The 23,073-nt window shown below is 69.4% G+C and carries 26 protein-coding genes and 1 tRNA gene; 19 read left to right on the plus strand and 8 right to left on the minus strand.

Translation table 11 applies throughout. The annotated features are described in order from the left end of the window. Positions 1-11: 11 nt before the first annotated feature. The 4 genes from A9977_RS20855 to fabG are packed head-to-tail and all read left to right on the plus strand — an operon-like array spanning position 12 to position 2,771. Positions 12-830, plus strand: coding sequence for a polysaccharide deacetylase family protein (locus tag A9977_RS20855; protein WP_183026806.1), 819 nt, complete (start codon positions 12-14; stop codon positions 828-830). Next, the gene (locus A9977_RS20860) at positions 827-1,573 is read left to right on the plus strand and encodes a trans-aconitate 2-methyltransferase (RefSeq protein WP_183026807.1); all 747 of its coding nucleotides are present in this window, start codon (positions 827-829) and stop codon (positions 1,571-1,573) included. Before A9977_RS20855 ends, A9977_RS20860 begins: the two co-directional genes overlap by 4 nt. Continuing rightward, a complete protein-coding gene (locus A9977_RS20865) occupies positions 1,570-2,034 on the plus strand; it encodes a hydroxymyristoyl-ACP dehydratase (protein WP_183026808.1) in 465 nt (154 codons plus the stop codon). The genes A9977_RS20860 and A9977_RS20865 overlap by 4 nt, the downstream gene beginning before the upstream one ends. A gap of 5 nt (positions 2,035-2,039) precedes the next feature. Further along, the gene (fabG, locus tag A9977_RS20870) at positions 2,040-2,771 is read left to right on the plus strand and encodes a 3-oxoacyl-ACP reductase FabG (RefSeq protein ID WP_183026809.1); all 732 of its coding nucleotides are present in this window, start codon (positions 2,040-2,042) and stop codon (positions 2,769-2,771) included. Here the strand turns inward: fabG and A9977_RS20875 are convergent. The 7 genes from A9977_RS20875 to A9977_RS20905 all read right to left on the minus strand — a co-directional run bounded on the left by A9977_RS20875 (position 2,768) and on the right by A9977_RS20905 (position 8,388). Next, the gene (locus tag A9977_RS20875) at positions 2,768-3,970 is read right to left on the minus strand and encodes a beta-ketoacyl synthase (protein WP_183026981.1); all 1,203 of its coding nucleotides are present in this window, start codon (positions 3,968-3,970) and stop codon (positions 2,768-2,770) included. The two genes, fabG and A9977_RS20875, sit on opposite strands and share 4 nt — an antisense overlap. A gap of 2 nt (positions 3,971-3,972) precedes the next feature. Continuing rightward, positions 3,973-4,212 carry an acyl carrier protein gene (locus tag A9977_RS20880; protein WP_183026810.1) on the minus strand — a complete coding sequence of 80 codons (240 nt, stop codon included), beginning with the start codon at positions 4,210-4,212 and terminating at the stop codon, positions 3,973-3,975. After that, positions 4,209-4,916 carry a phosphatase PAP2 family protein gene (locus A9977_RS20885; RefSeq protein WP_183026811.1) on the minus strand — a complete coding sequence of 236 codons (708 nt, stop codon included), beginning with the start codon at positions 4,914-4,916 and terminating at the stop codon, positions 4,209-4,211. The genes A9977_RS20880 and A9977_RS20885 overlap by 4 nt, the downstream gene beginning before the upstream one ends. Positions 4,917-4,991: 75 nt before the next feature. Next, positions 4,992-5,768: a glycosyltransferase family 2 protein gene (locus A9977_RS20890; protein WP_183026812.1), complete on the minus strand. Its 777-nt coding sequence runs from the start codon at positions 5,766-5,768 to the stop codon at positions 4,992-4,994. Then, complete coding sequence (locus tag A9977_RS20895; protein ID WP_183026813.1) at positions 5,735-6,532, minus strand: 1-acyl-sn-glycerol-3-phosphate acyltransferase; 798 nt, start codon at positions 6,530-6,532, stop codon at positions 5,735-5,737. The genes A9977_RS20890 and A9977_RS20895 overlap by 34 nt, the downstream gene beginning before the upstream one ends. Positions 6,533-6,548: 16 nt before the next feature. After that, complete coding sequence (locus A9977_RS20900; protein ID WP_183026814.1) at positions 6,549-7,580, minus strand: hypothetical protein; 1,032 nt, start codon at positions 7,578-7,580, stop codon at positions 6,549-6,551. 37 nt (positions 7,581-7,617) lie between these two features. Next, a complete protein-coding gene (locus tag A9977_RS20905; RefSeq protein ID WP_183026815.1) occupies positions 7,618-8,388 on the minus strand; it encodes a class I SAM-dependent methyltransferase in 771 nt (256 codons plus the stop codon). Positions 8,389-8,496: 108 nt separating this feature from the next. On the opposite strand from A9977_RS20905, the gene A9977_RS20910 reads away from it, so the two are divergent. The 8 genes from A9977_RS20910 (at position 8,497) to rng (ending at position 15,512) form a co-directional block, all read left to right on the plus strand. Beyond that, positions 8,497-9,222: a YebC/PmpR family DNA-binding transcriptional regulator gene (locus tag A9977_RS20910; RefSeq protein WP_183026816.1), complete on the plus strand. Its 726-nt coding sequence runs from the start codon at positions 8,497-8,499 to the stop codon at positions 9,220-9,222. Next, the gene (purD, locus tag A9977_RS20915) at positions 9,219-10,508 is read left to right on the plus strand and encodes a phosphoribosylamine--glycine ligase (protein ID WP_183026817.1); all 1,290 of its coding nucleotides are present in this window, start codon (positions 9,219-9,221) and stop codon (positions 10,506-10,508) included. Before A9977_RS20910 ends, purD begins: the two co-directional genes overlap by 4 nt. Further along, the gene (gene hemF / locus A9977_RS20920; protein WP_183026982.1) at positions 10,505-11,422 is read left to right on the plus strand and encodes an oxygen-dependent coproporphyrinogen oxidase; all 918 of its coding nucleotides are present in this window, start codon (positions 10,505-10,507) and stop codon (positions 11,420-11,422) included. Before purD ends, hemF begins: the two co-directional genes overlap by 4 nt. Further along, positions 11,413-12,045 (plus strand): nicotinate (nicotinamide) nucleotide adenylyltransferase, encoded by a 633-nt coding sequence (gene nadD, locus A9977_RS20925; protein WP_183026818.1) that lies wholly within the window; start codon positions 11,413-11,415, stop codon positions 12,043-12,045. The genes hemF and nadD overlap by 10 nt, the downstream gene beginning before the upstream one ends. Further along, a complete protein-coding gene (gene rsfS, locus A9977_RS20930; protein ID WP_183026819.1) occupies positions 12,045-12,722 on the plus strand; it encodes a ribosome silencing factor in 678 nt (225 codons plus the stop codon). Before nadD ends, rsfS begins: the two co-directional genes overlap by 1 nt. Next, positions 12,719-13,186: a 23S rRNA (pseudouridine(1915)-N(3))-methyltransferase RlmH gene (gene rlmH / locus A9977_RS20935; RefSeq protein WP_183026820.1), complete on the plus strand. Its 468-nt coding sequence runs from the start codon at positions 12,719-12,721 to the stop codon at positions 13,184-13,186. The genes rsfS and rlmH overlap by 4 nt, the downstream gene beginning before the upstream one ends. Positions 13,187-13,241: 55 nt before the next feature. Next, a complete protein-coding gene (locus A9977_RS20940; protein WP_183026821.1) occupies positions 13,242-13,850 on the plus strand; it encodes a nucleoside triphosphate pyrophosphatase in 609 nt (202 codons plus the stop codon). Positions 13,851-13,988: 138 nt separating this feature from the next. Continuing rightward, positions 13,989-15,512 carry a ribonuclease G gene (gene rng, locus A9977_RS20945; RefSeq protein ID WP_183026822.1) on the plus strand — a complete coding sequence of 508 codons (1,524 nt, stop codon included), beginning with the start codon at positions 13,989-13,991 and terminating at the stop codon, positions 15,510-15,512. A 118-nt stretch (positions 15,513-15,630) separates the two neighbouring features. On the opposite strand, the gene msbA is transcribed toward rng, so the two are convergent. Beyond that, positions 15,631-17,415, minus strand: coding sequence for a lipid A export permease/ATP-binding protein MsbA (gene msbA / locus A9977_RS20950; protein ID WP_183026823.1), 1,785 nt, complete (start codon positions 17,413-17,415; stop codon positions 15,631-15,633). Between the two features lie 257 nt (positions 17,416-17,672). On the opposite strand from msbA, the gene tolB reads away from it, so the two are divergent. The 7 genes from tolB (at position 17,673) to A9977_RS20985 (ending at position 22,872) form a co-directional block, all read left to right on the plus strand. Further along, positions 17,673-18,899 (plus strand): Tol-Pal system beta propeller repeat protein TolB, encoded by a 1,227-nt coding sequence (gene tolB / locus A9977_RS20955; RefSeq protein ID WP_220811981.1) that lies wholly within the window; start codon positions 17,673-17,675, stop codon positions 18,897-18,899. Between the two features lie 19 nt (positions 18,900-18,918). Next, positions 18,919-19,443, plus strand: a complete 525-nt coding sequence (pal, locus tag A9977_RS20960; RefSeq protein ID WP_183026825.1) for a peptidoglycan-associated lipoprotein Pal — start codon at positions 18,919-18,921, stop codon at positions 19,441-19,443. Beyond that, positions 19,443-20,198 carry a tol-pal system protein YbgF gene (ybgF, locus tag A9977_RS20965; protein WP_405054696.1) on the plus strand — a complete coding sequence of 252 codons (756 nt, stop codon included), beginning with the start codon at positions 19,443-19,445 and terminating at the stop codon, positions 20,196-20,198. The genes pal and ybgF overlap by 1 nt, the downstream gene beginning before the upstream one ends. 15 nt (positions 20,199-20,213) lie before the next feature. Further along, positions 20,214-21,029, plus strand: coding sequence for a ThiF family adenylyltransferase (locus A9977_RS20970; RefSeq protein ID WP_183026827.1), 816 nt, complete (start codon positions 20,214-20,216; stop codon positions 21,027-21,029). A gap of 59 nt (positions 21,030-21,088) precedes the next feature. Beyond that, a tRNA-Lys gene (locus A9977_RS20975) sits at positions 21,089-21,164 on the plus strand. Between the two features lie 452 nt (positions 21,165-21,616). After that, a complete protein-coding gene (locus A9977_RS20980) occupies positions 21,617-22,579 on the plus strand; it encodes an OmpA family protein (RefSeq protein WP_183026828.1) in 963 nt (320 codons plus the stop codon). Positions 22,580-22,692: 113 nt separating this feature from the next. Beyond that, positions 22,693-22,872, plus strand: a complete 180-nt coding sequence (locus A9977_RS20985) for a hypothetical protein (protein WP_183026829.1) — start codon at positions 22,693-22,695, stop codon at positions 22,870-22,872. Positions 22,873-23,073: the final 201 nt, after the last annotated feature.

The following is a 23,073-nucleotide window of genomic DNA, read 5'->3' on the forward strand; positions in this document are numbered from 1 at the left end:
AAAGGCGCGTCATGTCCTTCGCCACCGACCCGCCCCCCGCACCGCTGCCGCCCGTGTTCACGGCCAGCGCGGTGGTCCACCTGGCCGCGCTGGGCGCGGGCCTGTGGGTGCCGGGTGCCTGGCCATGGGCCATCGGCGCGGTGGTGCTCAACCATGCGCTGGTCACGGGCGCCGGCCTCACGCCGCGCAGCCGACTGCTGGGGCCCAACGTCACGCGGCTGCCGGCCGCGGCGGTGGCGCGCCGCGAAGTCGCGCTGACCATCGACGACGGCCCCGACCCCGAGGTCACGCCGCAGGTGCTGGACCTGCTCGATGTGCACGGCCAGCGCGCCACCTTCTTCTGCATCGCCGAACGCGTCGCGGCCCATCCCGCACTGGCGCGCGAGATCGTCGCGCGCGGCCACGGCATCGAGAACCACACGGCGCGGCATCGGCACAACTTCTCGCTGCTCGGACCGCGCGGCTATGCGGCCGAAATTTCACGCGCGCAGGATCTGCTGACCGAGGTCACGGGCCGGCGCCCGCAGTGCTTTCGCGCGCCGGCCGGCCTGCGCAACCCTTTTCTCGCGCCGGTGCTGCGCCGGCTCGGCCTGTCGCTGGTGAGCTGGACCCGGCGCGGCTTCGACACCCGCGAGCACGATCCGGCCAAGGTGCTGGCCCGTCTCACGCGCGGTCTGGCGGCCGGCGACATCCTGCTGCTGCACGACGGCAACGCCGCGCGCACCGCAGCCGGCCGGCCGGTGCTGCTGGAGGTGCTGCCCCCGCTGCTGGCGCGCTTCGAGGCCCAGGGCCTGCGCGCCGTCACGCTGGCCGAAGGACTGGCCGAATGAGCGGGGCCTCGACCGACGCGGCCTGGCGCCGCCTGCACGAAACCGCCTCGGCACCGTACCGCCAGTCCGGCCGCTTCGCCTGGCATTTCGCGCGCGGCAAGCTAGGCCGCGACCCGATCTTCCGCGGCGTGATCGAACGCGGCCTGCTCGACGCCACGCGTGCGCGCGTGGTCGACATCGGCAGCGGCCAGAGCCTGCTCGCGAGCCTGCTGTCGGCCATGGCGGGCATGCAGGCGCAAGGGCACTGGCCCGCGCACTGGGCCGCCACGCCCGCGCGTGCCGAGTACACCGGCATCGAACTCATGCCCAACGACGTGGCGCGTGCGCGCGCGTCGATCGCGCACCTGGAGCCAGCGCCGACCTTGCTGTGCGCCGACATGCGCACCGCCACGCTGCCGGCCTGCGACCTGGTCGCGATCTTCGACGTGCTGCACTATGTCGACCTGCACGCGCAGGAGGCTCTGCTGCACCGTGTGCGCGATGCGCTGGCGCCCGGCGGGCGGCTGCTGCTGCGCGTGTGCGATGCCGCGAGCGGGCGCGCCTTCGCGTTCACGCAGTGGGTGGACCGCGCCGTGCTGTTCGTGCGCGGCCACGGCACCGCGCGCACCTGGGGCAGGCCGCTGGCCGAGTGGACCGCGCTGCTGTCCCGGCTGGGCTTCAGCGTGCAGATTGTTCCCATGAGCCAGGGCACGCCGTTCGCGAACGTGCTGCTGGTGGCCGACCTTCCGACCGTCCCTCCATGACCCCTCAGACCCTCGACCGCGCCGGCATCGCCCGGCGCATTCCCCACAGCGGCAGCATGTGCCTGCTCGACCGACTCGACGCCTGGGACGCGGAAGCGATCCACTGCAGCACCGAGAGCCACCGCTTGCCCGACAACCCGCTGCGCACCGCCAGCGGCCTGATGGCGCCCAACCTGATCGAGTACGCCGCGCAGGCCATGGCGCTGCACGGCGGGCTGCTGGCCCCGGAGGGTGCCGAACCCTCGGCCGGCTTCCTGGCCAGCGCGCGCGGTGTGCGCTTCGCGGTCGATCGCTTCGACGACGTCGATGGCGCGCTGCGGGTGCAGGCGCGCCGGCTGTCGGGCGACGCGCGCCAGGTGCTCTACGAATTCGCGGTGAAGGATGCGGCCGACCGCCTGCTGGCCGAAGGCCGCGCCGTCGTCGTGCTCAACACGCCGCTCGCTCCCGCCCCCAACGAATGACCCCCATGAGCCTTTCCGGAAAACGTGCATTGATCACCGGCGCCAGCGGCGCCCTGGGCGCGGCCATCGCGCAACGCCTGGCGCGCGACGGCGCCACCGTGCTGCTGCATGCGAGCTCGCGTCCGCAGGCCATCGAGGAGCTGGCCGCCACCATCACCGCGGCCGGCGGCAGCGCCGAATGCCATGTGTTCGACCTGCGCAGCGACGAGGGCACGGCCGCTGGCTGCGCCGCGATGCTCGCGGGCGGCCCGGTTCAGATCGTCGTGAACAACGCCGGCGTGCACGACGACGCGGTGCTGCCGGGCATGCGGCCCGAGCAATGGCACAAGGTGATCGACGTCTCGCTCAACGGCTTCTTCCGCGTGACCCAGCCGCTGCTGCTGCCCATGCTGCGCACGCGCTGGGGCCGGATCCTCAACATCTCCTCGGTCGCCTCGCTGACCGGCAACCGCGGCCAGGTCAACTACGCCGCCGCCAAGGGCGCGCTCAACAGCGCGACCAAGGCCCTGTCGTTGGAGGTCGCGGCACGCGGCGTGACGGTCAACGCCATCGCGCCCGGCATCATCGCCTCGCCGATGGCCGACGCGGTGTTCGACCCGGCGCTGATCCAGCAGATGGTGCCGGCCAAGCGCGCGGGCACGCCCGAGGAGGTGGCTTCGCTTGCGGGCTTCCTGGCAAGTTCCGAGGCGGCCTACATCACGGGCCAGGTCATTTCGATCAACGGCGGGATGATCTAACGCGTGAAGACCAGCGCCGAGTTCGTGCCGCCGAAGGCGAAGGAACTGCTGATCGCCGCTTCGAGCGCCGGCGCCTGAACGTCGGCTTCGCGCACCAGGTTCAGCGCACAGGCCGGGTCGGGCGATGCGCAATGCGCATTCGGCGGCAGCTGCCGCTCGCGCAGCGCCATCACCGTGATCACGGCTTCGAGCGCGCCGGCGGCACCCAGCAGGTGGCCGTGCAGCGCCTTGGTCGAACTCACGCGCAACCCGTCCAGCTGCTCGCCCCAGACGAGTGCCAGTGCCTCGCGCTCCACCACGTCGCCGATGCGCGTGGCGGTGCCATGGGCATTGCAGTAGCCCACGTCGCCCGGCTTCAGGTCCGCCTGTTTCAGCGCCTGGCGCAGCGCGCGGGCCTGGCCTTCGGCGTCGGGCTTGGTGAGGTGGGTCGCATCGCAGCTGCTGCCCCAGCCGGCCAAGGTGGCATAGACCCGGGTGCCGCGCCGGCGCGCATGCTCGGCCGATTCCAACACCAGGAAGGCCGCGCCTTCGCCCAGCGCGAAGCCGCTGCGATCAGCAGCGAAGGGACGCACCGCCGTGGCGGCTTCGCCAGGCTCGAAGCCCGCAAGGGTCTGCATGGCCTGCCAGGCCAGCACCACGCCGGGCACGATCAGCGCTTCGCTGCCGCCCGCGATCGCGATGTCGACCTCGCCGCGCTGCACCGCCTTGGCGGCCTCGGCGATGGCCAGCGACGACGAGGCACAGGCCACCGAATAGGTCAGCACCGGCCCCTGGGCGCGCTGGCGCATCGCGACGTGCGAGGCCGGCGCGTTCGGCATGAAGGCGGGGATGGTCAGTGGCGGCACGCGGCCGTTGCCGCGGTAGGCGGCGTCGAGTGCGGCCGCGCCGCCCATGCCGCAACCGGCGAAGACGCCGATGCGCTCCGGATCGACGGCGCCCGCTTCGAGGCCGGCATCGCGCATCGCCAGGTCGGCGGCCGCCACGGCCAGCTGGCTCACCCGGTCGACGCCCGCGAGCTGCAGCTTGGTGAACCAGCGCGCGGCGTCGAAGTCGACGGTCGCGGCGGCCGCGGGCTTGGGCAGTTCGGGGAAGACCGGGTGGATCGCGGATTCGGCGCGCAGCAGCGCGGCGAACAGGGTCTCGGGCGTGTCGCCGTGCGGCGCCACCACGCCGAGGCCGGTGACGGCCACGGAATGCATGTTCACGCGACCTTCGCGGCCCGGACCTTGTCCACGAGGGCCGCGAGCTCGGCCAGCGTGTCGATGTTCGGGTTGTCGTCGGGCACTTCGATGCCGAACTTGTCCTCGATCTCGAAGATGAACTCGGCCAGGGCCAGGGAGTCGAGGCCCTTCTCGCGCATGGAGGCCTGCGGATCGAGTTCGGACGACGGGATGCCGTATTTCTCCTGGATCAGATCCTGCAATTCCTTCAACGAACTCATGGTGATAGGGGCCCCCCAGTGCGATGCTTGTTCGATGATGATAGCGGCTGCGGCGCGGGTCTCCAGCGCAGCGAGGGCAGGGCAAACGCGAGGCCCAGCAGCGCGCCGGCCAGCGCGTCGAGCGCCACATGCTGCTTGACGGCCAGCGTCGACCAGGCGATAGCGAGGAACCACAGCAGGTTGAAGGCGCGCAGCCAGCGCGGGGCCGCGGCGTCGCGCAGCACCTGCTCGACCCGGATCACGGTGAACATCGCGGTCGCCACATGCAGCGAGGGGCAGGCATTGTCCGCCGCGTCCACGCCCTGGAGCATCGCGAAGCCGGGGTAGCCCGAGACGTCGAAGCCCAGCGGCGGCACGGCGGTCGGCCAGAAATGGAAGAAGCCGAGGCCCGCGAGGCACATCGCGCCAAGCCACAGGCCGTAGACGTTGAGCTCGGCGAAGCTGCGCTGCAGCCCCGGCCCGACCCCGATGTAGAGCCACAGCGTGAGGTAGATGAACAGCGCCTCGGGCTGGAAGCCGATCCAGCGGTCGAGCGCGGTCAGCGGCATCTCGAACACCGGGTAGGCCGGGTTGCGCAGCACGTGGAAGTAGCCGACGAAGAACAGCGTGGTGATCGCGGTGGTGCCGACCAGCTTGAGCCAGAACAGCTTGCGCATGCGCAGGCCGATCTCGGCGGTCCAGGGGGAAAGGGCGTAGGGCGGCATCGGCGGGGGGTGAGGGTCAGGGGCCCGCGCACGCGCGAGCGCGGACAGGGGAGACGAGGGCGAAACCGGGCCGCATCACGGCTGGAAGGGTGGCAGGCGGCGCAGCCGCTTCCAGGCCAGCCAGGGCAGCCGCAGCACGAATTCGGCCATCAGCCGCGTGTGCATCCACGACAGCAGGATGTTGTCGCGCACGTAGTTGAAGTGCGAGACGCCGCCTTCGGCCGCGCTCAGGTACTTCACCGGCGCGTCGATGTTGATCGGCTTGACGCCGCCCCAGGCCAGGCGCACCACGGCCTCGGTGTCGAAGTCGAAGCGGCGCATCCAGGGCTGGCGCTCCATCACCGCGATCAGCGGCGCGACGGGGTAGATCCGGAAGCCGTAGAGCGAATCGCCCACGCCCGCGCACAGCGTCTCGATGTGGGTCCAGCCGTTGGACAGCTTGCGCCCGCGCACCCGCAGCAGCGGCGCGCTGGCGTCGAAGATCGGGCGGCCCAGCACCATGGTGTCGGGCCGGGCCTGGGAGGCCTGCATGAAGGACGGGATCAGGTCGGCCGGGTGCTGGCCGTCGGAATCCATGGTCAGCGCGTGCGTGAAGCCGGCCTGCTGCGCCACCTTCAGGCCATGCAGCACGGCCGCGCCCTTGCCCTGGTTTTGCGGCAGCACCCAGACCCGCAGGCCCGGGTCCTCGGCCGCCATGCGTTGCATGCGCTCGCCGGTGCCGTCGGTGCTGCCGTCGATCACGACCCAGACCGGGTTCCATTGGGCGCGTGCCGCGCTGACGGTGGAGAAGAGCCGTTCTCCGGTGTTGTAGCTCGGGATCAGGACGAGATGGGTGCGCGAAGGGTCTGACATGCGGGCGGCGCATCGGAGGCGCTCTGTTCCAGGGAATGGCGGAAGTACTGTTCTAACTGCAGCAGCAGCGCGGCGCTGTCGGGCGAAGGCGCAAAGCGCTCGCCCAGGCGCAGCGTGAAGACCAGCGGCAGTGGCGGCACGCGCCACAGGGGCCATCCTTTTCCGAGATAGGGGGAGTCGGTGTCGATGAAGACGGTCTGGATCGGCGCCGGCGCGAGCTTGGCGATCAGCGTGACGCCGGGCCGGAAGCTGTTGAGCGGCGGCTCGACGGTGCGCGTGCCCTCGGGGAAGATCACCAGCTGCCCGCCGCGGCGCAGGTCCTGCACCGCCAGCCGCACCATGGTGTGGGCCGAGTCGTTGCGGATGTAGTGCGCGAGCCGGGCGCCGGCGCCCAGGAACACGTTCTTCATCAGCCCGGCCTTCATGATGCAGGCGCTGCGCGGCAGCCGGGCCACCAGCAGCAGCGCGTCGAGCATGCTGGGGTGGTTGGCGGCGAAGATCAGCCCGGGCTCGTCGCGCAGCGCGTCGAGGCAGCGCGCGTCGATGCGCATCATCCCGCTCAGCGAGGCGATCGTCCAGAAGGCCCGGTAGGCCCCCGCGATCACGCGCCGGCCCAGCGGACGCCCGACGTGGGGCGGCAGCAGGGGCTGCAGCAGCATCGCGGCCAGGTTCCAGCCCAGCGAGATCAGGCCCAGGCCCAGCAGCAGGCTGTAGAGCGGCAGCGCGAGGGCGACCGAGCGGCCCTGGCGCAGCACCTTCCTCATCGGCCCGTCCTGTCGCTCATCGGCGGATGGAACCCGTGGCCACGGCATGCGCCTCGATCTCCACCAGCAGGTCCTGGCGGCAGATGTCGGCCTCGAGGTACACCGCGTGGCGCACGGTCGGGGCCTGCGCGCCCAGCACCGACTCGAGCACCTCGCGCACCACCGGCGCGTCGGCCACGTGGCGCACGTAGACCACGGCTTCCAGTTGGGGCAGGGCGAAGCCGGCGTCGGTGCGCTCGTTGGCGGCGCCGATCACCGCCGCCAGGTTGCGCAGCGTCTCCTCGGTCTGCGCGCGCACGTCGCCCAGGTGCACGGTCTCGTGCCCGACGATGCTGGCCGTGCCCGAGATGAACAGCGCCACCTGGCCGTCGCCCAGATCGGCCAGGGCCGCGCGCGAGAAGGTCGGGGAGCGCGGACCGTAGGTCTCGGGGTAGCGGTAGGCCGAGACCTGGCGCGGGTTCTCGACCGGCAGCGGCGCGATCTGGCCGGCCAGGAAGCGGATGCACAGCGCGCCCTGGCGGATGCCCAGCGCGCAGGCGGCCGGCGCCCCTTCGAAGGCCGCCTGGCCCGCGTCGAGGAAGGCCTGCTGGCGGCCCATGTTGAACTGGCGGTAGCGCTCCAGGCCGCCGCCGTCGCCGTTGATCTGGGGCAGGTAGTTCCAGATGCGCTGCAGGTGCGGGCAGCCGCTCTGCCGCAGGGCGACGAACAGGTCGGTGTAGGCGCGCTCGGCCAGCCGGGCCACGCCCTGCTGCTCGGCCGCCTCGTCGAGGTCGATCGCGCCCAGCAGCCAGTGGCCGTCGGTGCGCCAGCGCACCACGCCGGTGGTGCCGGAGCGCACCTCGCCGCGCGCATGCCAGACGTCGGCCATCGGGCCGCCGTCGGACAGCACGCGCGCATCGACCTTGGGCATCCAGGGCAGGTTCTCGTGCAGGCCGTAGCCCAGGCCGCCGAAGGGCGGATGGCCGCTGTCGGCCATGGCCAGGCCCTGGGCGAGCGACAGTCGCTCGAGCCGCAGCGGCGGCACCTTGACGGGTTCACGTGCGCTCATCGTGTGGGGTCCTTTTCGGGGGAGTTTTCTTGCAGGGTCATCCGGGCTTGACCGCGGTGTATTCGGAGAAGACGCCGAGCTCGACATGGCGCTGCACGTCGTGGAAGCCGGCGGCGCGCAGGGCGTCCATCACCTGCGCGGGCGGGATGCAGGCCTCGATCGTGTCCCAGTAGTAGCGCCAGAGCTCGGCCGTGTCGCTGCGCTTGCCGATGAAGCGGGCGATCAGCGGCACCACGGCGCGCATGTAGCCCTTGAGCAGTTGGGTGCCGAGCCGGCTCTCGGGCTTGCTGATCTCGAGCACGACAACCCGGCCGCCCGGACGCAGCACCCGATGGAACTCGCCGAAAGCGGCCGCAACGTCGCTGATGTGGCGCAGCGCGTAGCCCATGCTGAGGAAATCGCTGCTGGCGTCGGGCCGCGGCAGCGCCTCGGCCTTGCCCTCGACCAGTTCGACACCGGGCAGGTCGATCTGCTTCATCATGCCGGCGCTGGGGTCGACCCCGACCAGCCGGCCCGTCGGGCCGATCAGCGTCAGCGCCTCGCGGGCCACCAGGCCGGTGCCGATGCCCACGTCGAGCACCTGCGCGCCGGCGACCAGGCCGGCGCGTTTCAGGGCGCTGCGGCGGTACCAGGGGCCCGAGCCGAAGGCCAGCACGCGCTCGATGCGGTCGTAGTCGGGTGCGGTGTCATCGAAGATGCGACGCAGGAAGGCTTGATGCTCATCCTCGTCTCCGTAGTAGAGCGGCAGCGGTGCATGCGGGGGCAGCAGGGCCGCGTCGGCGGGCGCAGGGGAGGGCGAGGGCGTCATCGGCGGATTATGACCAAAAGCGTTTCGCGCACCGTCGCATGTGCGGCAGGGGCGCGGACAGTAAACTCGCAGCTGCTTTGACAACACACGACAGCGAGAGAGAAAGCCATGGCCGGACACAGCAAATGGGCGAATATTCAGCATCGGAAAGGCCGGCAGGACGAGAAACGGGGCAAGCTCTGGACCCGTGCCATCCGTGAAATCACCGTGGCCGCACGCGCCGGCGGCGGCGACCTGAGCGCCAACCCGCGGCTGCGGCTGGCGGTCGAGAAGGCCAAGGCGGTCAACCTGCCGATCGACACCATCAAGCGCAACATCGACAAGGCCACCGGCAACCTCGAAGGCGTGAACTACGAGGAAATCCGCTACGAGGGCTACGGCATCGGCGGCGCGGCGATCATCGTCGACACCATGACCGACAACCGCGTGCGCACCGTGGCCGAAGTCCGCCACGCCTTTTCCAAGTACGGCGGCAACATGGGCACCGAGAACTCGGTGTCCTTCCAGTTCAAGCATTGCGGCCAGTTCGTGTTCGGGCCCGGCACCGACGAGGACAAGGTCATGGAAGTGGCGCTCGAAGCCGGCGCCGAGGACGTGCTGACCGACGAGGACGGCGCCATCGAGGTGCTGACCGCGGTCGCCAATTTCGAAGCCGTGAAGAACGCGCTCGAGGCCGCCGGCCTGAAGCCCGAGATCGCCGAAGTGACGATGCGGGCCGAAAACACCATCGAACTGGCGGGCGAGGAGGGCGCGAAGATGCAGAAACTGCTGGACGTGCTCGAGGACCTGGACGATGTCCAGGACGTGTTCCACAACGCGGCCATTTCAGAATGAAAGTTCTAGTCATCGGCGGCGGCGGCCGCGAACATGCACTCGCCTGGCGTCTCGCGCATTCGGAGCGCGTGTCCAAGCTCTACGTGGCACCGGGCAATGGCGGCACCGCCACCGACCGGCGTTTCGAAACCATCGACATCACCGACCCGGTGGCGCTGCGCCAGTGGGCCCAGCAGGAAAAGATCGCGCTGACCGTGGTCGGCCCCGAGGGCCCGCTGGCGGCCGGCGTGGTCGACGAGTTCCGCGCGCACGGCCTGCGCATCTTCGGCCCGACCAAGGCCGCGGCCCAGCTCGAGAGTTCCAAGGCCTTCTCCAAGGCCTTCATGCAGCGCCACAAGATCCCGACGGCCGAGTACCAGGCCTTCACCGATGCCGCGCTGGCCCATGCCTACATCGACGCCAAGGGCGCGCCGATCGTGGTCAAGGCCGACGGCCTGGCCGCGGGCAAGGGCGTGGTGGTGGCCATGACGGCGGCCGAGGCGCACGAGGCGGTCGACTTCATGCTGGTCGACAACAAGTTCGGCGTGGCCCACAACGACGGCGGCGCGCGCGTCGTGATCGAGGAATTCCTGCAGGGCGAGGAAGCCAGCTTCATCGTGCTGTGCGACGGCAGGAACGTCACGGCCCTGGCCACCAGCCAGGACCACAAGCGCCTGCTCGACGGCGACGAGGGCCCGAACACCGGCGGCATGGGCGCCTATTCGCCCGCGCCCGTGGTCACGGCCGAGGTGCATGCGCGCGCGATGCGCGAGATCATCCTGCCGACCATCCGCGGCATGGAAAAGGACGGCATCCCTTTCACCGGCTTCCTCTACGCCGGCCTGATGATCGACGGTGCGGGCCGGCCCAAGACGCTGGAATTCAACTGCCGCATGGGCGACCCGGAGACGCAGCCGATCATGATGCGGCTGAAGTCCGACCTGTTCGAGGTCTTCTGGCACGCCACCGACGGCACGCTCGACCAGGTCGAGCTGCAATGGGACCGCCGCGTGGCGCTGGGCGTGGTGCTCGCGGCCCACGGCTACCCGCTGTCGCCGCGCAAGGGCGACCGCATCGACGGCATCCCGGCCGAGGTGCCGGACGCCATGGTGTTCCATGCGGGCACCACGCTGGACAACGGCGAACTCAAGACCAGCGGCGGCCGTGTGCTCTGCGTGACGGTGCTGGCCGACAACGTGAAGCTGGCGCAGCAGCGCGTCTACGAGGTCGCGGCCCAGGTGCGCTTCGACGGCGTGCAGTACCGCCGGGACATCGGCTACCGCGCGCTGCAGGCGCGCAACAGCTGATGCAGGCCGATCCGGCGGCGGTCGGCGACTACCTGCGCGGGCTGCAGCAGCGCATCGTGGGCGCGGTCGAGGCCGCCGATGGCGGCGTGGCCGTGCGCGATGCCTGGGAAAAGGCGCCCGGCGAGCCCTTGCAGGGCCGGGGCCTGACCTGCATCCTCGAAGGCGGCGAACTGTTCGAGCGCGCGGGCTGCGGTTTTTCCGAAGTGCGCGGCCCGAAGCTGCCGCCCTCGGCCACGCAGCACCGGCCCGAGCTGGCCGGCGCGCCTTTCGAAGCCATGGGCGTGTCGCTGGTGTTCCATCCGCGCAACCCCTATGTGCCCACCGTGCACATGAACGTGCGCATGCTGGCCGCCTTGCCCGAAGGCGGCGCGCCGGTCTGCTGGTTCGGCGGCGGCATCGACCTGACGCCCTACTACGGCTTCGAGGACGACGCGGTGCACTTCCACCGCAGCTGCCGCGATGCACTCGCACCCTTCGGCGAGGACAAGTACCCGCGCTTCAAGACCTGGTGCGACGACTATTTCTTCCTGAAGCATCGCAACGAGCAGCGCGGCGTGGGCGGCATCTTCTTCGACGATTTCTCCGAACTGGGCTTCGAGGACAGCTTCGCGATGCTGCGCGCGGTGGGCGATGCCTTCCTGCCGGCCTACATGCCGATCGTCGAGCGCCGGCGCGGCACGGCCTACGGCGAGCGCGAGCGGGCCTTCCAGCTCTACCGCCGGGGCCGCTACGCCGAGTTCAACCTGGTGTGGGACCGCGGCACGCACTTCGGCCTGCAGTCGGGCGGCCGCACCGAGTCGATCCTGCTGTCGATGCCGCCGCTGGCGAGCTGGGCCTACCGCCAGGTGCCCGAGCCGGGCACGCCCGAGGCCACGCTCTACAGCAATTTCATCGTGCGGCGCGAATGGCTGTGACGGCCGCCCCGCGCATCGGCGTCTTCGGCGGGGCCTTCGATCCACCGCACAACACCCATGTGGCGCTGGCATCGGCGGCGCTGACGCAGCTGGGCCTGGCCGAACTGCGCGTCTTTCCCACCGGCGACGCCTGGCACAAGGCGCGTACGCTGAGCCCGGCGGCCGACCGCCTGGCGATGGCGCGCCTGGCCTTCGGCGGCCTGCCGGGCGTGGTGGTCGATGCGCGTGAAACGCGGCGCACCGGCCCCACCTACACCCTCGACACCTTGCGCGAGCTGCGGCGCGAATTCCCGGGCGCGCAGCCCGTGCTGATCATGGGCAGCGACCAGGCCGCGGCCTTGCCGCAATGGCACGGCTGGCAGGAGATCCTGGCCATTGCTATTGTTTCCATAGCTGAGCGGTTAGAATCCGCCGGCTCCGATGGATCGGCAACCCGCTTCGATCCACGGACGCTGCCCGGCCTTCCGGCCGCTGCGCGCTTCGAAACCCTCGAATTGCCCCCGGCCGACACCAGTGCCACCGACATCCGCGCCCGTGCCGCACGCGGCGAGGACATCGGCCCGCTGGTTCCCGCCGCCGTTGCGCGCTATATTGACCAACACCACCTCTACGCCCCTGCCTGATGACCACTGAAGCCGCCGCCAAGAAAGACACCCAGAAACTCCAGCGAGCCATCGTCGACGGGCTCGAAGACGTCAAGGCGCAGGACATCCAGGTTTTCGACACCGAGCATCTGTCACCGCTGTTCGAGCGCGTGATCGTCGCCTCGGGCACCTCGAACCGCCAGACCAAGGCGCTGGCCGCCAGCGTGCGCGACGCGGTGCGCGAGGCGGGCTTCCCCAAGCCGCGCGTCGAGGGTGAAGGCAACGGCGAGTGGATCATCGTGGACTGCGGCGCCGCGGTCGCGCACATCATGCAGCCGGCGATCCGCCAGTACTACCACCTCGAGGAAATCTGGGGCGACAAGCCGGTGCGCACCAAGCTGGGCGCCGCCAAGCCCGCCGCCGCGGTGAGCGAGGAGGCCGAGGAAAAGAAGAAGCCCGCGCCCGCCAAGACGCTGCGCCGCGCGAGCGCCGCCAAGACCGCGATCCGCGCGGCCGAGCAGGCGGCCAAGGCCGAGAAGGAAAAGGCCAAGCCCGCACGCAAGACCGCGAGCCGCAAGACGACCGGCGCCGCCGCGGCCCCGGCCAAGAAGATCCCGGTGAAGAAGATCGGCAAGCCGCCGGCGAAGAAGGCCGCCGCCAAGAAGGCACCGGCCAAGAAGGCGCCCGCGCGCAAGACCGCTCCGCGCAGCAAATGAAGCTGCTGGTGGTCGCGGTCGGGCAACGCATGCCCGACTGGGCGCAGACCGCCTGGGACGACTACGCCAAGCGCTTCCCGCCCGAGATCAAGCTCGAGCTGCGCGCCGTCAAGACCGAGCCGCGCGGTTCCAAGACCCTCGAGACGCTCTACGCCGCCGAGCGCGAGCGCATCGAGGCCGCCATCGCGCGCGGCATGCGCATCGTGGTGCTCGACGAACGCGGCACCGCGCTCACCACCAAGGCTCTGGCCACGCGGCTGCGCACCTGGCAGGAGGAGAGCGACGACGTCGCGCTGGTGATCGGCGGCCCCGACGGGCTCGACCCGGCCTTCAAGGCCGCGGCCCACGAACGCATCCGGCTGTCCGACCTGACGCTGCCGCACGCCATGGCGCGCGTGCTGCTGGTCGAGCAGCTCTACCGTGCCTGGTCGGTCAACGCCGGCCATCCCTACCATCGCGAATGAGCGCGGCGCCCGACGTGCTTCCGGCACGCCCGCCGCGCCGTGCGGAAGTGATCGAATGAGCGACGCCTTTCTCTACCTCGCCTCCCAAAGCCCGCGCCGCGCCCAGTTGCTGGGCCAGCTCGGCGTGCGCCATGAACTGCTGCTGGCCGCGCCCGACGAAGACGCCGAAGCGCTCGAAGCCGTGCGGCCGGGCGAATCGCCCACCGCCTATGTGCAGCGCGTGACCGCCCTCAAGCTCGACGCCGCCGTGGCACGCCACCGCCGCCTGGGCCTGCCGGCCGCGCCCATCCTGTGCGCCGACACCACGGTCGCGCTGGGCCGCGACATCCTGGGCAAGCCCGCGGACGCCAGGGATGCCGAGCGCATGCTGGCCCGCCTGGCCGGCACCACCCACCGCGTGCTCACGGCCGTGGCCGTACAGAAGGGCCGCAGCCGGCATGCGGCGCTCAACGTGTCGCGGGTGCGTTTCGCGCCCATGACCCGCGCGCAGATCGCACGCTACGTCGCCAGCGGCGAGCCGCTGGGCAAGGCCGGGGCCTATGGCATCCAGGGCGCGGCCGCGGCCTTCGTCGAACACATCGGCGGCTCCTATTCGGGCATCATGGGACTGCCCATGTTCGAGACCGCCGCGCTGCTGCGCAGCGTCGGCCTGCTCAAAAGCTAACCATGACGCTGCCTTTGTCCATCTCCATCTTCATGCCAGGGCCGCCGCAGATCCGGCTCTGCCGGTCTGCCAGCGGCGCCCCCGGGAGGGGGAGGGCGAAGCGACACGCAGTGCGCGAAGCCTGGGGGAGAGTCTGACATGCAGGATATTTTGATCAACTGGTCGCCGCAGGAGACCCGCGTCGCGCTGGTCGAGCACGGCGCGGTGCAGGAACTGCACATCGAACGCACGCTGGAGCGTGGCCTGGTCGGCAACGTCTACCTGGGCAAGGTCTCGCGCGTGCTGCCCGGCATGCAGTCGGCCTTCATCGACATCGGCCTGGAGCGCACCGCCTTCCTGCACGTGGCCGACATCGTGGCGCCGTTCACGCCCGGCTCGCGGCCCAGCGCGCAGCTGCCCGAACGCGACCACCGCGGCAGCGCGATCGTGCCGATAGAGAAGCAGGTCTTCGAAGGCCAGTCGTTGCTGGTCCAGGTCATCAAGGACCCGATCGGCACCAAGGGCGCGCGGCTGTCGACGCAGATCAGCATCGCCGGGCGCCTGCTGGTCTTCCTGCCGCAGGACAACCATGTGGGCGTGTCGCAGAAGATCCCGGTCGACCAGCGCGAGAAGCTGCGCGCTCGCATGCAGGCCCTGATCGACGCCGCGGCCGCGGCCGACAGCGGCGGCGTGGTGCCGGCCAACACCGGCGGCTTCATCCTGCGCACCAACGGCGAGGACTCGAGCGACGCCGAACTGGCCGAGGACATCGCCTACCTGCGCAAGACCTGGTCGCGCATCCGCGAGCTGTCGGGCAAGCTGCCCGCGATGTCGCTGCTGCACCAGGACCTGAGCCTGCTGCAGCGCGTGCTGCGCGACATGACGGGCGAGGACACCCAGACCATCCGCATCGATTCGCGCGAGCAGTTCGAGTCGATGCGCAAGTTCGGCCTCGAGTTCATGCCCCAGGCCGCGGACAAGCTGCAGCACTACAAGGGCGAGCGGCCGATCTTCGACCTGTATTCGGTCGACGAGGAGATCGCCAAGGCCCTGGGCCGGCGCGTGGACCTCAAGTCGGGCGGCTACCTGGTGGTCGACCAGACCGAGGCGCTGACCACGGTCGACGTGAACACCGGCGGCTTCGTCGGCGCGCGCAACTTCGACGACACCATCTTCAAGACCAACCTCGAGGCGGCCCAGGCGATCGCGCGGCAGTTGCGACTGCGCAACCTGGGCGGCATCGTGATCGTGGACTTCATCGACATGGGGCGCGACGAGCACCGCGAGCAGGTGCTGGCCGAATTCCGCAAGCAGCTGGCACGCGACCGCGTGAAGACCAGCGCGGGCGGCTTCTCGCCGCTGGGCCTGGTCGAGATGACGCGCAAGCGCACGCGCGAGTCGCTGGCCCACATGCTGTGCGAACCCTGCGTGGCCTGCGGCGGCCAGGGCATCGTGAAGACGGCCCGCAGCGCGGCCTACGACGTGATGCGCGAGATCCTGCGCGAGGCGCGCCAGTTCACGCCACGCGAGTTCCGCATCGTGGCCGCGCCGCAGGTGATCGAGCTGCTGCTCGACGAGGAAAGCCAGCACCTGGCCAGCCTCAGCGACTTCATCGGCAAGACGATCTCGCTGCAGTCGGAGCCGGCGATGGGGCAGGGGCAGTTCGATATCGTCTTGCTGTGACCACCCCGGTGGCGGCTCACTTCGTGTAGCCGCCATCCCCTCAAGGGGCCACACTGGCGGCCCGGCAAAGCCGGTTCCGCGGCGTTTCACGAACGGGCGTGGCTTCGCCCGCCTGGGGTCAGATCGTCGGGGTTTGACCGGGCGGGGTCGTGCTGACTGCGCGCGTCTGCAGTCGCGCATACAGGCCATCGAGCGCCATGAGCTGCGCGTGGCTGCCCTGTTCGGCGATGCGCCCCTGCTCCATCACGACGATGCGGTCGGCGTGCTGGATGGTCGACAAGCGGTGGGCGACGATCAGCGTGGTGCGGCCCTGCATCAGGCGCTGCAGGGCCTCCTGCACCAGGCGCTCGGAGCCGGTGTCGAGCGCGGAAGTCGCTTCGTCCAGCAGCAGGATGGGCGCGTCCTTGTAGAGCGCGCGGGCGATGGCCAGGCGCTGGCGCTGCCCGCCCGAGAGCTGGGTCGCGTTGTGGCCCAGCACGGTGTCGATGCCGTTCGGCAGTCCCGCGACATGCTCGCTCAGGTTGGCCGCGGCCACGCAATGGGCCACGCGCTCTCGGTCGATCTCGCCGCCCAGCGCCACGTTGGCGGCCAGCGTGTCGTTGAACATCACCACGTCCTGGCTCACCATCGCGAACTGCGTGCGCAGGCTGCCCAGTTGCCAGGCGTCGAGCGGCTGGCCGTCGAGCAGCACCTGGCCGCTGGTGGGGAGCACGAACCGCGGCAGCAGGTTGACCAGCGTGGTCTTGCCCGAGCCCGAGGGGCCGACGAAGGCCACGATCTCGCCCGGCGCGATCGACAGGTCGATGCCGTCGAGCGCGGCGGCTTCCTCCTCGCCGCGGTAGCGCACCTGCACCTTGCGCAGCTCGATCCGGCCTTCGGCGCGCGGCACGGCATGGCTGCCACCGGTCTCGGAGGCCACCTCGTCGATCAGGGTCACGCCGCGCTCCAGCGCCGCCAGGCCGCGCGTGATCGGGTTGGCCATGTCGGCCAGCCGGCGGATCGGCGCGATCAGCATCAGCATGGCGGTGATGTAGGCCACGAAGCCGCCCACGGTCAGCGCCTGTTCGTTGCTCTGCCACAGCGCGATCATCACCACCACCGACAGCGCCACCGAGGCCAGCAGCTGGGTCAGCGGCGTCATCGCGGCCGAGGCGATGGTCGATTTCACGGCCAGCCGGTTCAAGGTGCGGCTCAGGTGCTCGAAACGCGTGGTCTGGTGGGTCTGGGCGCCGTGCAGCCGCACCATGCGGTGCGCGAGCACGTTCTCCTCCACCACGTAGGCCAGGTCGTCGGTGGCGGTCTGGCCCAGGCGCGTGAGGTGATAGAGCCGTTTGGACAGCACCTTCATGATCCAGGCCACGCCGGGCACCAGCACACCCACGATCAGCGTGAGCTTCCAGTTGAGGTAGACCAGGTAGAAGAGCAGGGCGATCAAGGTGAAGCCGTCCCGCGTGAGGCCCAGCAGCGCCTGCACCAGCAGCATCGAGCCGGTCTGCACCTCGTAGACCACGGTGTTCGACAGCGCGCTGGCCGACTGGCGCGAGAACAGCGCCAGCTCGGCCGTGAGCAGGCGCTCGAACAGCACGCGGCGCAGGCGCTGCATGCCGTCGTTGGCGATGCGCGCGAGCGCATATTGCGAGACGAACTGGGCCAGTCCGCGCACTGCGAACAGCAGGATGATCGCGGCCGGCACCGTCCACAGCGCCAGCTGGCCGCGGCTGAAGCCCCGGTCGAGCAGGGGCTTGAGAAGGGCCGGCATCAGGGGTTCGGTGAGGGCGGCCAGGATGGCGGCCCCGATGGCCAGGGACCACCAGCGGCGCGAGCCCCCGAACCAGCTCATCAGTCGGGCGAGGCGTCGCGTCAAGGGGGGACGCACGGTGTCACCGGTAGGGGAAGGCTGCATGGCGGCGGATTCTACGGGCGCGCTCCATGGCAATTTTTTTGTAGGCGCAAGCAGATGGCTTGGCACGATTCCCGAGGAATCGCCGCGCAATGTGTACCATCGCGGTTTGCCGACGCCCGGTAGAAACCCTCGGTGAAACTTTGTCGCCGAAAACCTCTCCGAACTGCATGAAAAAGCTGCTGCCCGTTCCCGCCTTGCCTCCTTCTTCATCATTCAACGCCCGTCGCACCCTGGTTGCGGCCCTGGCTGCCTCTCCCCTGATCCCCGCCCTGGCCCAGTTCCGGGTCGAGGTGTCGGGCGTGGGCCTGACGCAGTTGCCGATCGCGCTGGTGCCCTTCAAGGGCCAGGACGCCTCGCCGCAGAAGATCTCGGCCATCGTGCAGGCCGACCTGGAGCGCAGCGGCCAGTTCCGTGGCGTCGATGCGTCGGGCCAGGCGCTCGACGAAGCCTCGCGCCCGGACCTGACGCTGTGGCGTCAGCGCACCGCCGATTCGCTGGTGGTGGGCAGCGTGAGCAAGCTGGCCGACGGCCGCTTCGATGTGCGCTTCCGCCTCTGGGACGTGGTGCGCGGCCAGGACCTGGGCGGCCAGAGCTACACCGTGCCCCAGGGCGACCTGCGGCTCGCATCGCACCGCATCGCCGACTACGTCTATGAAAAGCTGACCGGCGAGAAGGGCATCTTCTCGACCCGCATCGCCTACGTGACCAAGAGCGGCAGCCGCTACAACCTGTGGGTGGCCGATGCCGACGGCGAAAACTCGCAGGCCGCGCTGGCCAGCCCCGAACCCATCATCTCGCCCGTCTGGTCGTCCAACGGTACGCAACTGGCCTACGTGTCCTTCGAGTCGCGCAAGCCGGTGGTCTACGTGCACAACGTCTCGAGCGGCCAACGCCGCCTGCTGGCCAACTTCCGCGGCTCCAACAGCGCGCCGGCCTGGGCGCCCGACGGCAACTCGCTGGCCGTCACGCTGAGCCGCGACGGCGGTTCGCAGCTCTACACGATCCCGGCCAGCGGCGGCGAGCCACGCCGGCTCACCCAGAGCAACAGCATCGACACCGAGCCGGTGTTCTCGGCCGACGGCAGCACGATCTACTTCGTGAGCGACCGCGGCGGTGCACCGCAGATCTACAAGATGGGTGCCAGCGGAGGCGCGCCGACGCGCGTCACCTTCAGCGGCACTTACAACATTTCACCTTCTGTCAGCGGGGATGGCCGGTGGTTGGCCTACATTTCCCGCGTAGGCGGCGCCTTCAAACTCCACGTGATGGAGTTGGCGACCGGCAACGTGACCGCCATCACCGACACCTCGGCCGACGAGAGCCCGAGCTTTGCCCCCAACAGCAAACTCATCGTCTATGCAACGCAGCTGCAAGGCCGCGAAGCGCTGATGACGACCACGCTGGACGGGAAGATCAAGGCGCGGCTCGCCGGCCAGGCAGGCGACATCCGGGAACCGGACTGGGGTCCGTTCCAAAAGCAATGATTCACTTGAGGAGTTCGAAATGTTGAAACGTACGCTCTATTCGCTGGCCATCGTGGCCCTCATCGCTGGCTGCTCTTCGGGCACGAAGCTGAACGACACCCCCGTGGTGGACAGCACCGGTGGCACCGGCCAAGGCTCCGGCAGTGGCGGCGCGGCCAGCGGTGTGGCGCCTGTCACCATCGATCCGAACGCGCAAAACGCGGCCGGCCCGGTCGGTGTCGCTCGCATCGTCTACTTCGATTACGACAGCTACACGGTCAAGCCCGACTACCAGGCGGTGATCGACGGCCACGCCCGTTTCCTGAAGGCCAACGCGCAGCGCCGCATCTCGATCGAAGGTCATACCGACGAACGTGGCGGCCGCGAATACAACCTGGCCCTGGGCCAGAAGCGTTCGGAAGCCGTGCGTCGTGCGCTGACCCTGCTGGGTGTCAACGACAACCAGATCGAAGCCGTGAGCTTCGGCAAGGAAAAGCCCGCTGCCCAAGGTTCCGGTGAGTCGGTGTGGGCGCAGAACCGCCGCGCCGAGATCACCTACCGTTGATGATGCGCAGTCGTCTTGGCTTGCGCAGCGCGGCACTGGCGGCCGCGCTGGTCTGCATGTCCGTTGGCGCCAACGCGGCCTTGTTCGAGGATGACGAGGCGCGCCGCGCCATCCTCGACCTGCGCCAGCGGGTGGAAGCCATGCGCACGCAGACCGATCAGCGGCTCACCGAGGACAACGCGCAGTTGCGCCGCAGCCTGCTCGACCTGCAGAACCAGATCGAAGCCATGCGCGGCGACATGCAGCGCATGACCGGGCAGAACGAGCAGCTGGCGCGCACCGTGTCCGAACTCCAGCAACGCCAGACCGATATCGACGATCGCATCAAGAAGAGCGAACCGTCGAAAGTCGCGGTCGACGGGCGCGAGTTCACGGCCGATCCGCGCGAGAAGGCCGACTTCGATGCGGCGCTGGGCGTGTTCCGCGGCGGGCAGTTCGCCCAGGCGCAGACCGCCTTCGCAGAGTTCGTGAAGCGCTATCCGCAGAGCGGCTACAACCCCTCGGCGCTGTTCTGGCTGGGCAACGCCCAGTATGCGACCCGCAACTACAACGAAGCGATCGCCAATTTCCGTTCGATGCTGTCGCTGGCACCCGACCATGCGAAGGCCCCCGAGGCCGTGCTGTCGATCGCCAATTGCCAGATCGAGCTGAAGGACACGCGCGCCGCACGGCGCACGCTGGAAGACCTCACCAAGGCCTACCCGCAGTCCGAAGCCGCACAAGCGGGCCGTGAGCGGCTGTCGCGCCTGAAGTAGGGCGGACGGCTGCGCATGGACCACGCCGAGCCCGTGCTCGCCCCGGTGGACGAGGTCGATGCGGCACGCCGCTTCGGCGGGCTCGAGCGCCTCTATGGCGTGCCGGGCGCGCGCCGCATCCGTGAGGCCCATGTGCTGGTGGCCGGCATCGGCGGCGTGGGGTCCTGGACCGTCGAGGCTTTGGCCCGCAGCGGTGTCGGGCGACTGACGCTGGTCGACCTCGACCACATCGCCGAGTCCAACATCAATCGCCAGATCCACGCGCTGGCCTCGACCGTGGGCCAGGCCAAGGTGACGGCGATGCGCGAGCGCATCGCGCAGATCAACCCGGCCTGCGAGGTGCTGGCGATCGACGATTTCGTCGAGCCCGACAACTGGCTCCGGCTGGTGGCGGCCGCCGAACAGGCCGGTGGCCCCTTGAGCGCGGTCATCGACGCCTGCGACCAGGTGCGCGCCAAGGTGGCGATGGCCGCCTGGGCACGTGTCACGCGCACGCCCTTCGTCACGGTCGGTGCGGCCGGCGGCAAGCGCCACGCGCACCGGGTCGAGATCGAGGACCTGTCGCTGACCACGCACGACCCCTTGCTGGCACAGTTGCGCAATCGTCTGCGCAAGGAGCACGGCGCGCCGCGGGACGGCAAGAAGATCGGCGTGGCGTGCGTCTTCAGCCGCGAGAGCGTGGCGCCCCCCGATGCCTCCTGCGCGATCGTCGATGGCGACGGTTCGCTCAACTGCCACGGCTACGGTTCGGTGGTCAGCGTGACCGCCACCTTCGGTCAATGTGCAGCCGGTTGGGTGATGGACAAAATCGCCTCAAAGCTCGCGCTATAATCGCAGGCTTTGCTGGATACGAAGCCGGCAAAAACACCAAGATCGATGCGAATCGATCCGGGACGTTAGCTCAGTTGGTAGAGCAGCGGACTTTTAATCCGTTTGTCGTGGGTTCGACCCCCGCACGTCCCACCATCATTTTCTCGTTGCGCTGCAAGAGCGCAACGTGCCTCGGAACCTTGCGGAACAGACTTCCCGCGATTCCCGGCTCCTGGCGCAACGGCCGGACTTTCTTCCCCACCTTGTGACGAATGCAGTGCGCTGTCGTGCCTTCGGTCGCACGATTGAGCAGTGATTGCGTGTCGCGTGTTCCGCGCCATCGTCAAGGTCGGCCGCGGCCTTGTTCGCCAAGACACTGCCGCACGCGGAGCCCGACGGTCCCGACGTCCGGATCCATAACCGCGCTTTCAAACTGGACACCCCCTTTCGCGGGACGCCCATGACTCGAAGCCACTTGGATCTCACGCCCAAAGGGCTCCTGGCCGGAGTGACTAAAGTCATCCAGGCCCTTTCCCCGCACCCCTAGAATTTTCGTAGAGCGTCGCACCTGCGATGACAACCACAGCCCTACGGAATATTCCCGAAACATGCATCCGATCCCTCGCCTCATCCTCTTGGCCTGTGCGGCCCACGCATTGCTCGCCAGCCCGTTGGCGGCCGCGGCGGACGTGGCCGGCGCAAAGGATCATCCCTTGCTCACCCGCTTCAAGGGGGCAGCGATCGTGGATTACAAGGTCAGCGCGTTCGATGCGGCCGTCTTGCCCGTCAAGCCGATCGCGGTAGCCGACAAGATCGGCGCGGGCGAGCTCGCGAAGGTCGAGGGGAAGATCACCCGCATCGGCTACGCCATCGAGGGCGAGAAGACCGCGCTGGAGGTGATGCGCAACTACGAGCAGGCGTTGAGCCGCGGCGGCTTCAATGTCGTGTTCCAGTGCGCAGCGGAAGCATGCGGACGGGACATGGGCGGATATCTCGCCAACAGCGGCAGGGTGATGCCGACGGGGTTCACAGCGAGCTTCGACGAGAAGATCCGCTACCTGCTCACCCGGCGGTCGGGTCCCGATGGCGATGTGCATGTACTGCTGTGGGTGGTGGAAGACCCCGCCAACAAGCGCACACTGGCCTATCAGCAGATCGTCGAGGGTCGGCCCATGGCCACTGGGCAGGTCAGCGTGCTCAGCGCGTCGGAGCTGAAGAAGGGCCTCGATGCCGACGGCCGGGTCGCCATCTACGGCGTCTACTTCGACACGGCCAAGGCCGACGTGAAGCCGGAGTCCCGGCCATCGCTGGACGAGATGGCCCGGCTGCTGGCGGCGAACCCGGCGCTTCGCGTCTACGTTGTAGGCCACACGGACAACCATGGCGTGCTCGGCGCCAACCTCGAACTCTCGCAACGGCGCGCCGAGGCGGTGGTCAAGGCGCTGGCTGCGCTGAAGATCGATCCACAGCGCATGGTGGCCAAGGGCGTCGCATCGCTTGCCCCGCTTGGCAGCAACATGAACGATGCCGGGCGCGCACGCAATCGACGGGTCGAATTGGTGCAGCAATAGACGCCGCGGTGGAGGGCGTCTGGCGAGAGTGCCGTCGGGCCCATGGCTTCAGTTGAGAAAAGAATCAAACCGTTTTCAAGGTGACTGCGTACAGCTGGGTTCAGGAAAACCAGATGACCTACACCCAAATTTTCGCAACCTTGGCCTTGGTTGCCTTGTTCGTTGCAGGCGTTCGCCTGCGACGGCGGCAGGCCAAGCGCCTGAACGCCAGACTGTCCGAGCGCGTCGAGCTCACCCAATCGGTGCTCGACGCTTTGAATCAAAGCCCGCCATCTGGGCGGCGAAGGCGCTGACGACTTCCTTCACGCGGCCAACGGCCCGGCGTGCGCAATGAACGGCTGGCTCGCTCAGAATGCCACCAGGGGAAATCGCCCAAGGATGGCCGACAGCCGCATCACGCCGGCCGGCCCCGGCCGCACGCTCATTCGATGCTTTCGGTCCTGCTCCTGGAGCCACGCCGCCGCCGTCGGTTGCCGCGTACCTTCCTCCAAGGA

The organism is Variovorax sp. UMC13 (assembly GCF_014170375.1).
Taxonomy (GTDB): Bacteria; Pseudomonadota; Gammaproteobacteria; order Burkholderiales; family Burkholderiaceae_C; genus Variovorax.

Coding starts and splice junctions, on each gene's coding strand:
- pal (WP_183026825.1), top strand. CDS start 18,919: ATGTTGAAACGTACGCTCTATTCGCTGGCCATCGTGGCCCTCATCGCT.
- A9977_RS20880 (WP_183026810.1), bottom strand. CDS start 4,212: ATGAGTTCGTTGAAGGAATTGCAGGATCTGATCCAGGAGAAATACGGC.
- A9977_RS20890 (WP_183026812.1), bottom strand. CDS start 5,768: ATGTCAGACCCTTCGCGCACCCATCTCGTCCTGATCCCGAGCTACAAC.
- A9977_RS20980 (WP_183026828.1), top strand. CDS start 21,617: ATGCATCCGATCCCTCGCCTCATCCTCTTGGCCTGTGCGGCCCACGCA.
- ybgF (WP_405054696.1), top strand. CDS start 19,443: ATGATGCGCAGTCGTCTTGGCTTGCGCAGCGCGGCACTGGCGGCCGCG.
- A9977_RS20940 (WP_183026821.1), top strand. CDS start 13,242: ATGAGCGACGCCTTTCTCTACCTCGCCTCCCAAAGCCCGCGCCGCGCC.
- A9977_RS20885 (WP_183026811.1), bottom strand. CDS start 4,916: ATGCCGCCCTACGCCCTTTCCCCCTGGACCGCCGAGATCGGCCTGCGC.
- A9977_RS20905 (WP_183026815.1), bottom strand. CDS start 8,388: ATGACGCCCTCGCCCTCCCCTGCGCCCGCCGACGCGGCCCTGCTGCCC.
- rsfS (WP_183026819.1), top strand. CDS start 12,045: ATGACCACTGAAGCCGCCGCCAAGAAAGACACCCAGAAACTCCAGCGA.
- purD (WP_183026817.1), top strand. CDS start 9,219: ATGAAAGTTCTAGTCATCGGCGGCGGCGGCCGCGAACATGCACTCGCC.
- A9977_RS20875 (WP_183026981.1), bottom strand. CDS start 3,970: ATGCATTCCGTGGCCGTCACCGGCCTCGGCGTGGTGGCGCCGCACGGC.
- nadD (WP_183026818.1), top strand. CDS start 11,413: ATGGCTGTGACGGCCGCCCCGCGCATCGGCGTCTTCGGCGGGGCCTTC.
- A9977_RS20860 (WP_183026807.1), top strand. CDS start 827: ATGAGCGGGGCCTCGACCGACGCGGCCTGGCGCCGCCTGCACGAAACC.
- rng (WP_183026822.1), top strand. CDS start 13,989: ATGCAGGATATTTTGATCAACTGGTCGCCGCAGGAGACCCGCGTCGCG.
- rlmH (WP_183026820.1), top strand. CDS start 12,719: ATGAAGCTGCTGGTGGTCGCGGTCGGGCAACGCATGCCCGACTGGGCG.
- A9977_RS20855 (WP_183026806.1), top strand. CDS start 12: ATGTCCTTCGCCACCGACCCGCCCCCCGCACCGCTGCCGCCCGTGTTC.
- A9977_RS20910 (WP_183026816.1), top strand. CDS start 8,497: ATGGCCGGACACAGCAAATGGGCGAATATTCAGCATCGGAAAGGCCGG.
- msbA (WP_183026823.1), bottom strand. CDS start 17,415: ATGCAGCCTTCCCCTACCGGTGACACCGTGCGTCCCCCCTTGACGCGA.
- A9977_RS20985 (WP_183026829.1), top strand. CDS start 22,693: ATGACCTACACCCAAATTTTCGCAACCTTGGCCTTGGTTGCCTTGTTC.
- A9977_RS20970 (WP_183026827.1), top strand. CDS start 20,214: ATGGACCACGCCGAGCCCGTGCTCGCCCCGGTGGACGAGGTCGATGCG.
- fabG (WP_183026809.1), top strand. CDS start 2,040: ATGAGCCTTTCCGGAAAACGTGCATTGATCACCGGCGCCAGCGGCGCC.
- A9977_RS20900 (WP_183026814.1), bottom strand. CDS start 7,580: ATGAGCGCACGTGAACCCGTCAAGGTGCCGCCGCTGCGGCTCGAGCGA.
- A9977_RS20865 (WP_183026808.1), top strand. CDS start 1,570: ATGACCCCTCAGACCCTCGACCGCGCCGGCATCGCCCGGCGCATTCCC.
- A9977_RS20895 (WP_183026813.1), bottom strand. CDS start 6,532: ATGAGGAAGGTGCTGCGCCAGGGCCGCTCGGTCGCCCTCGCGCTGCCG.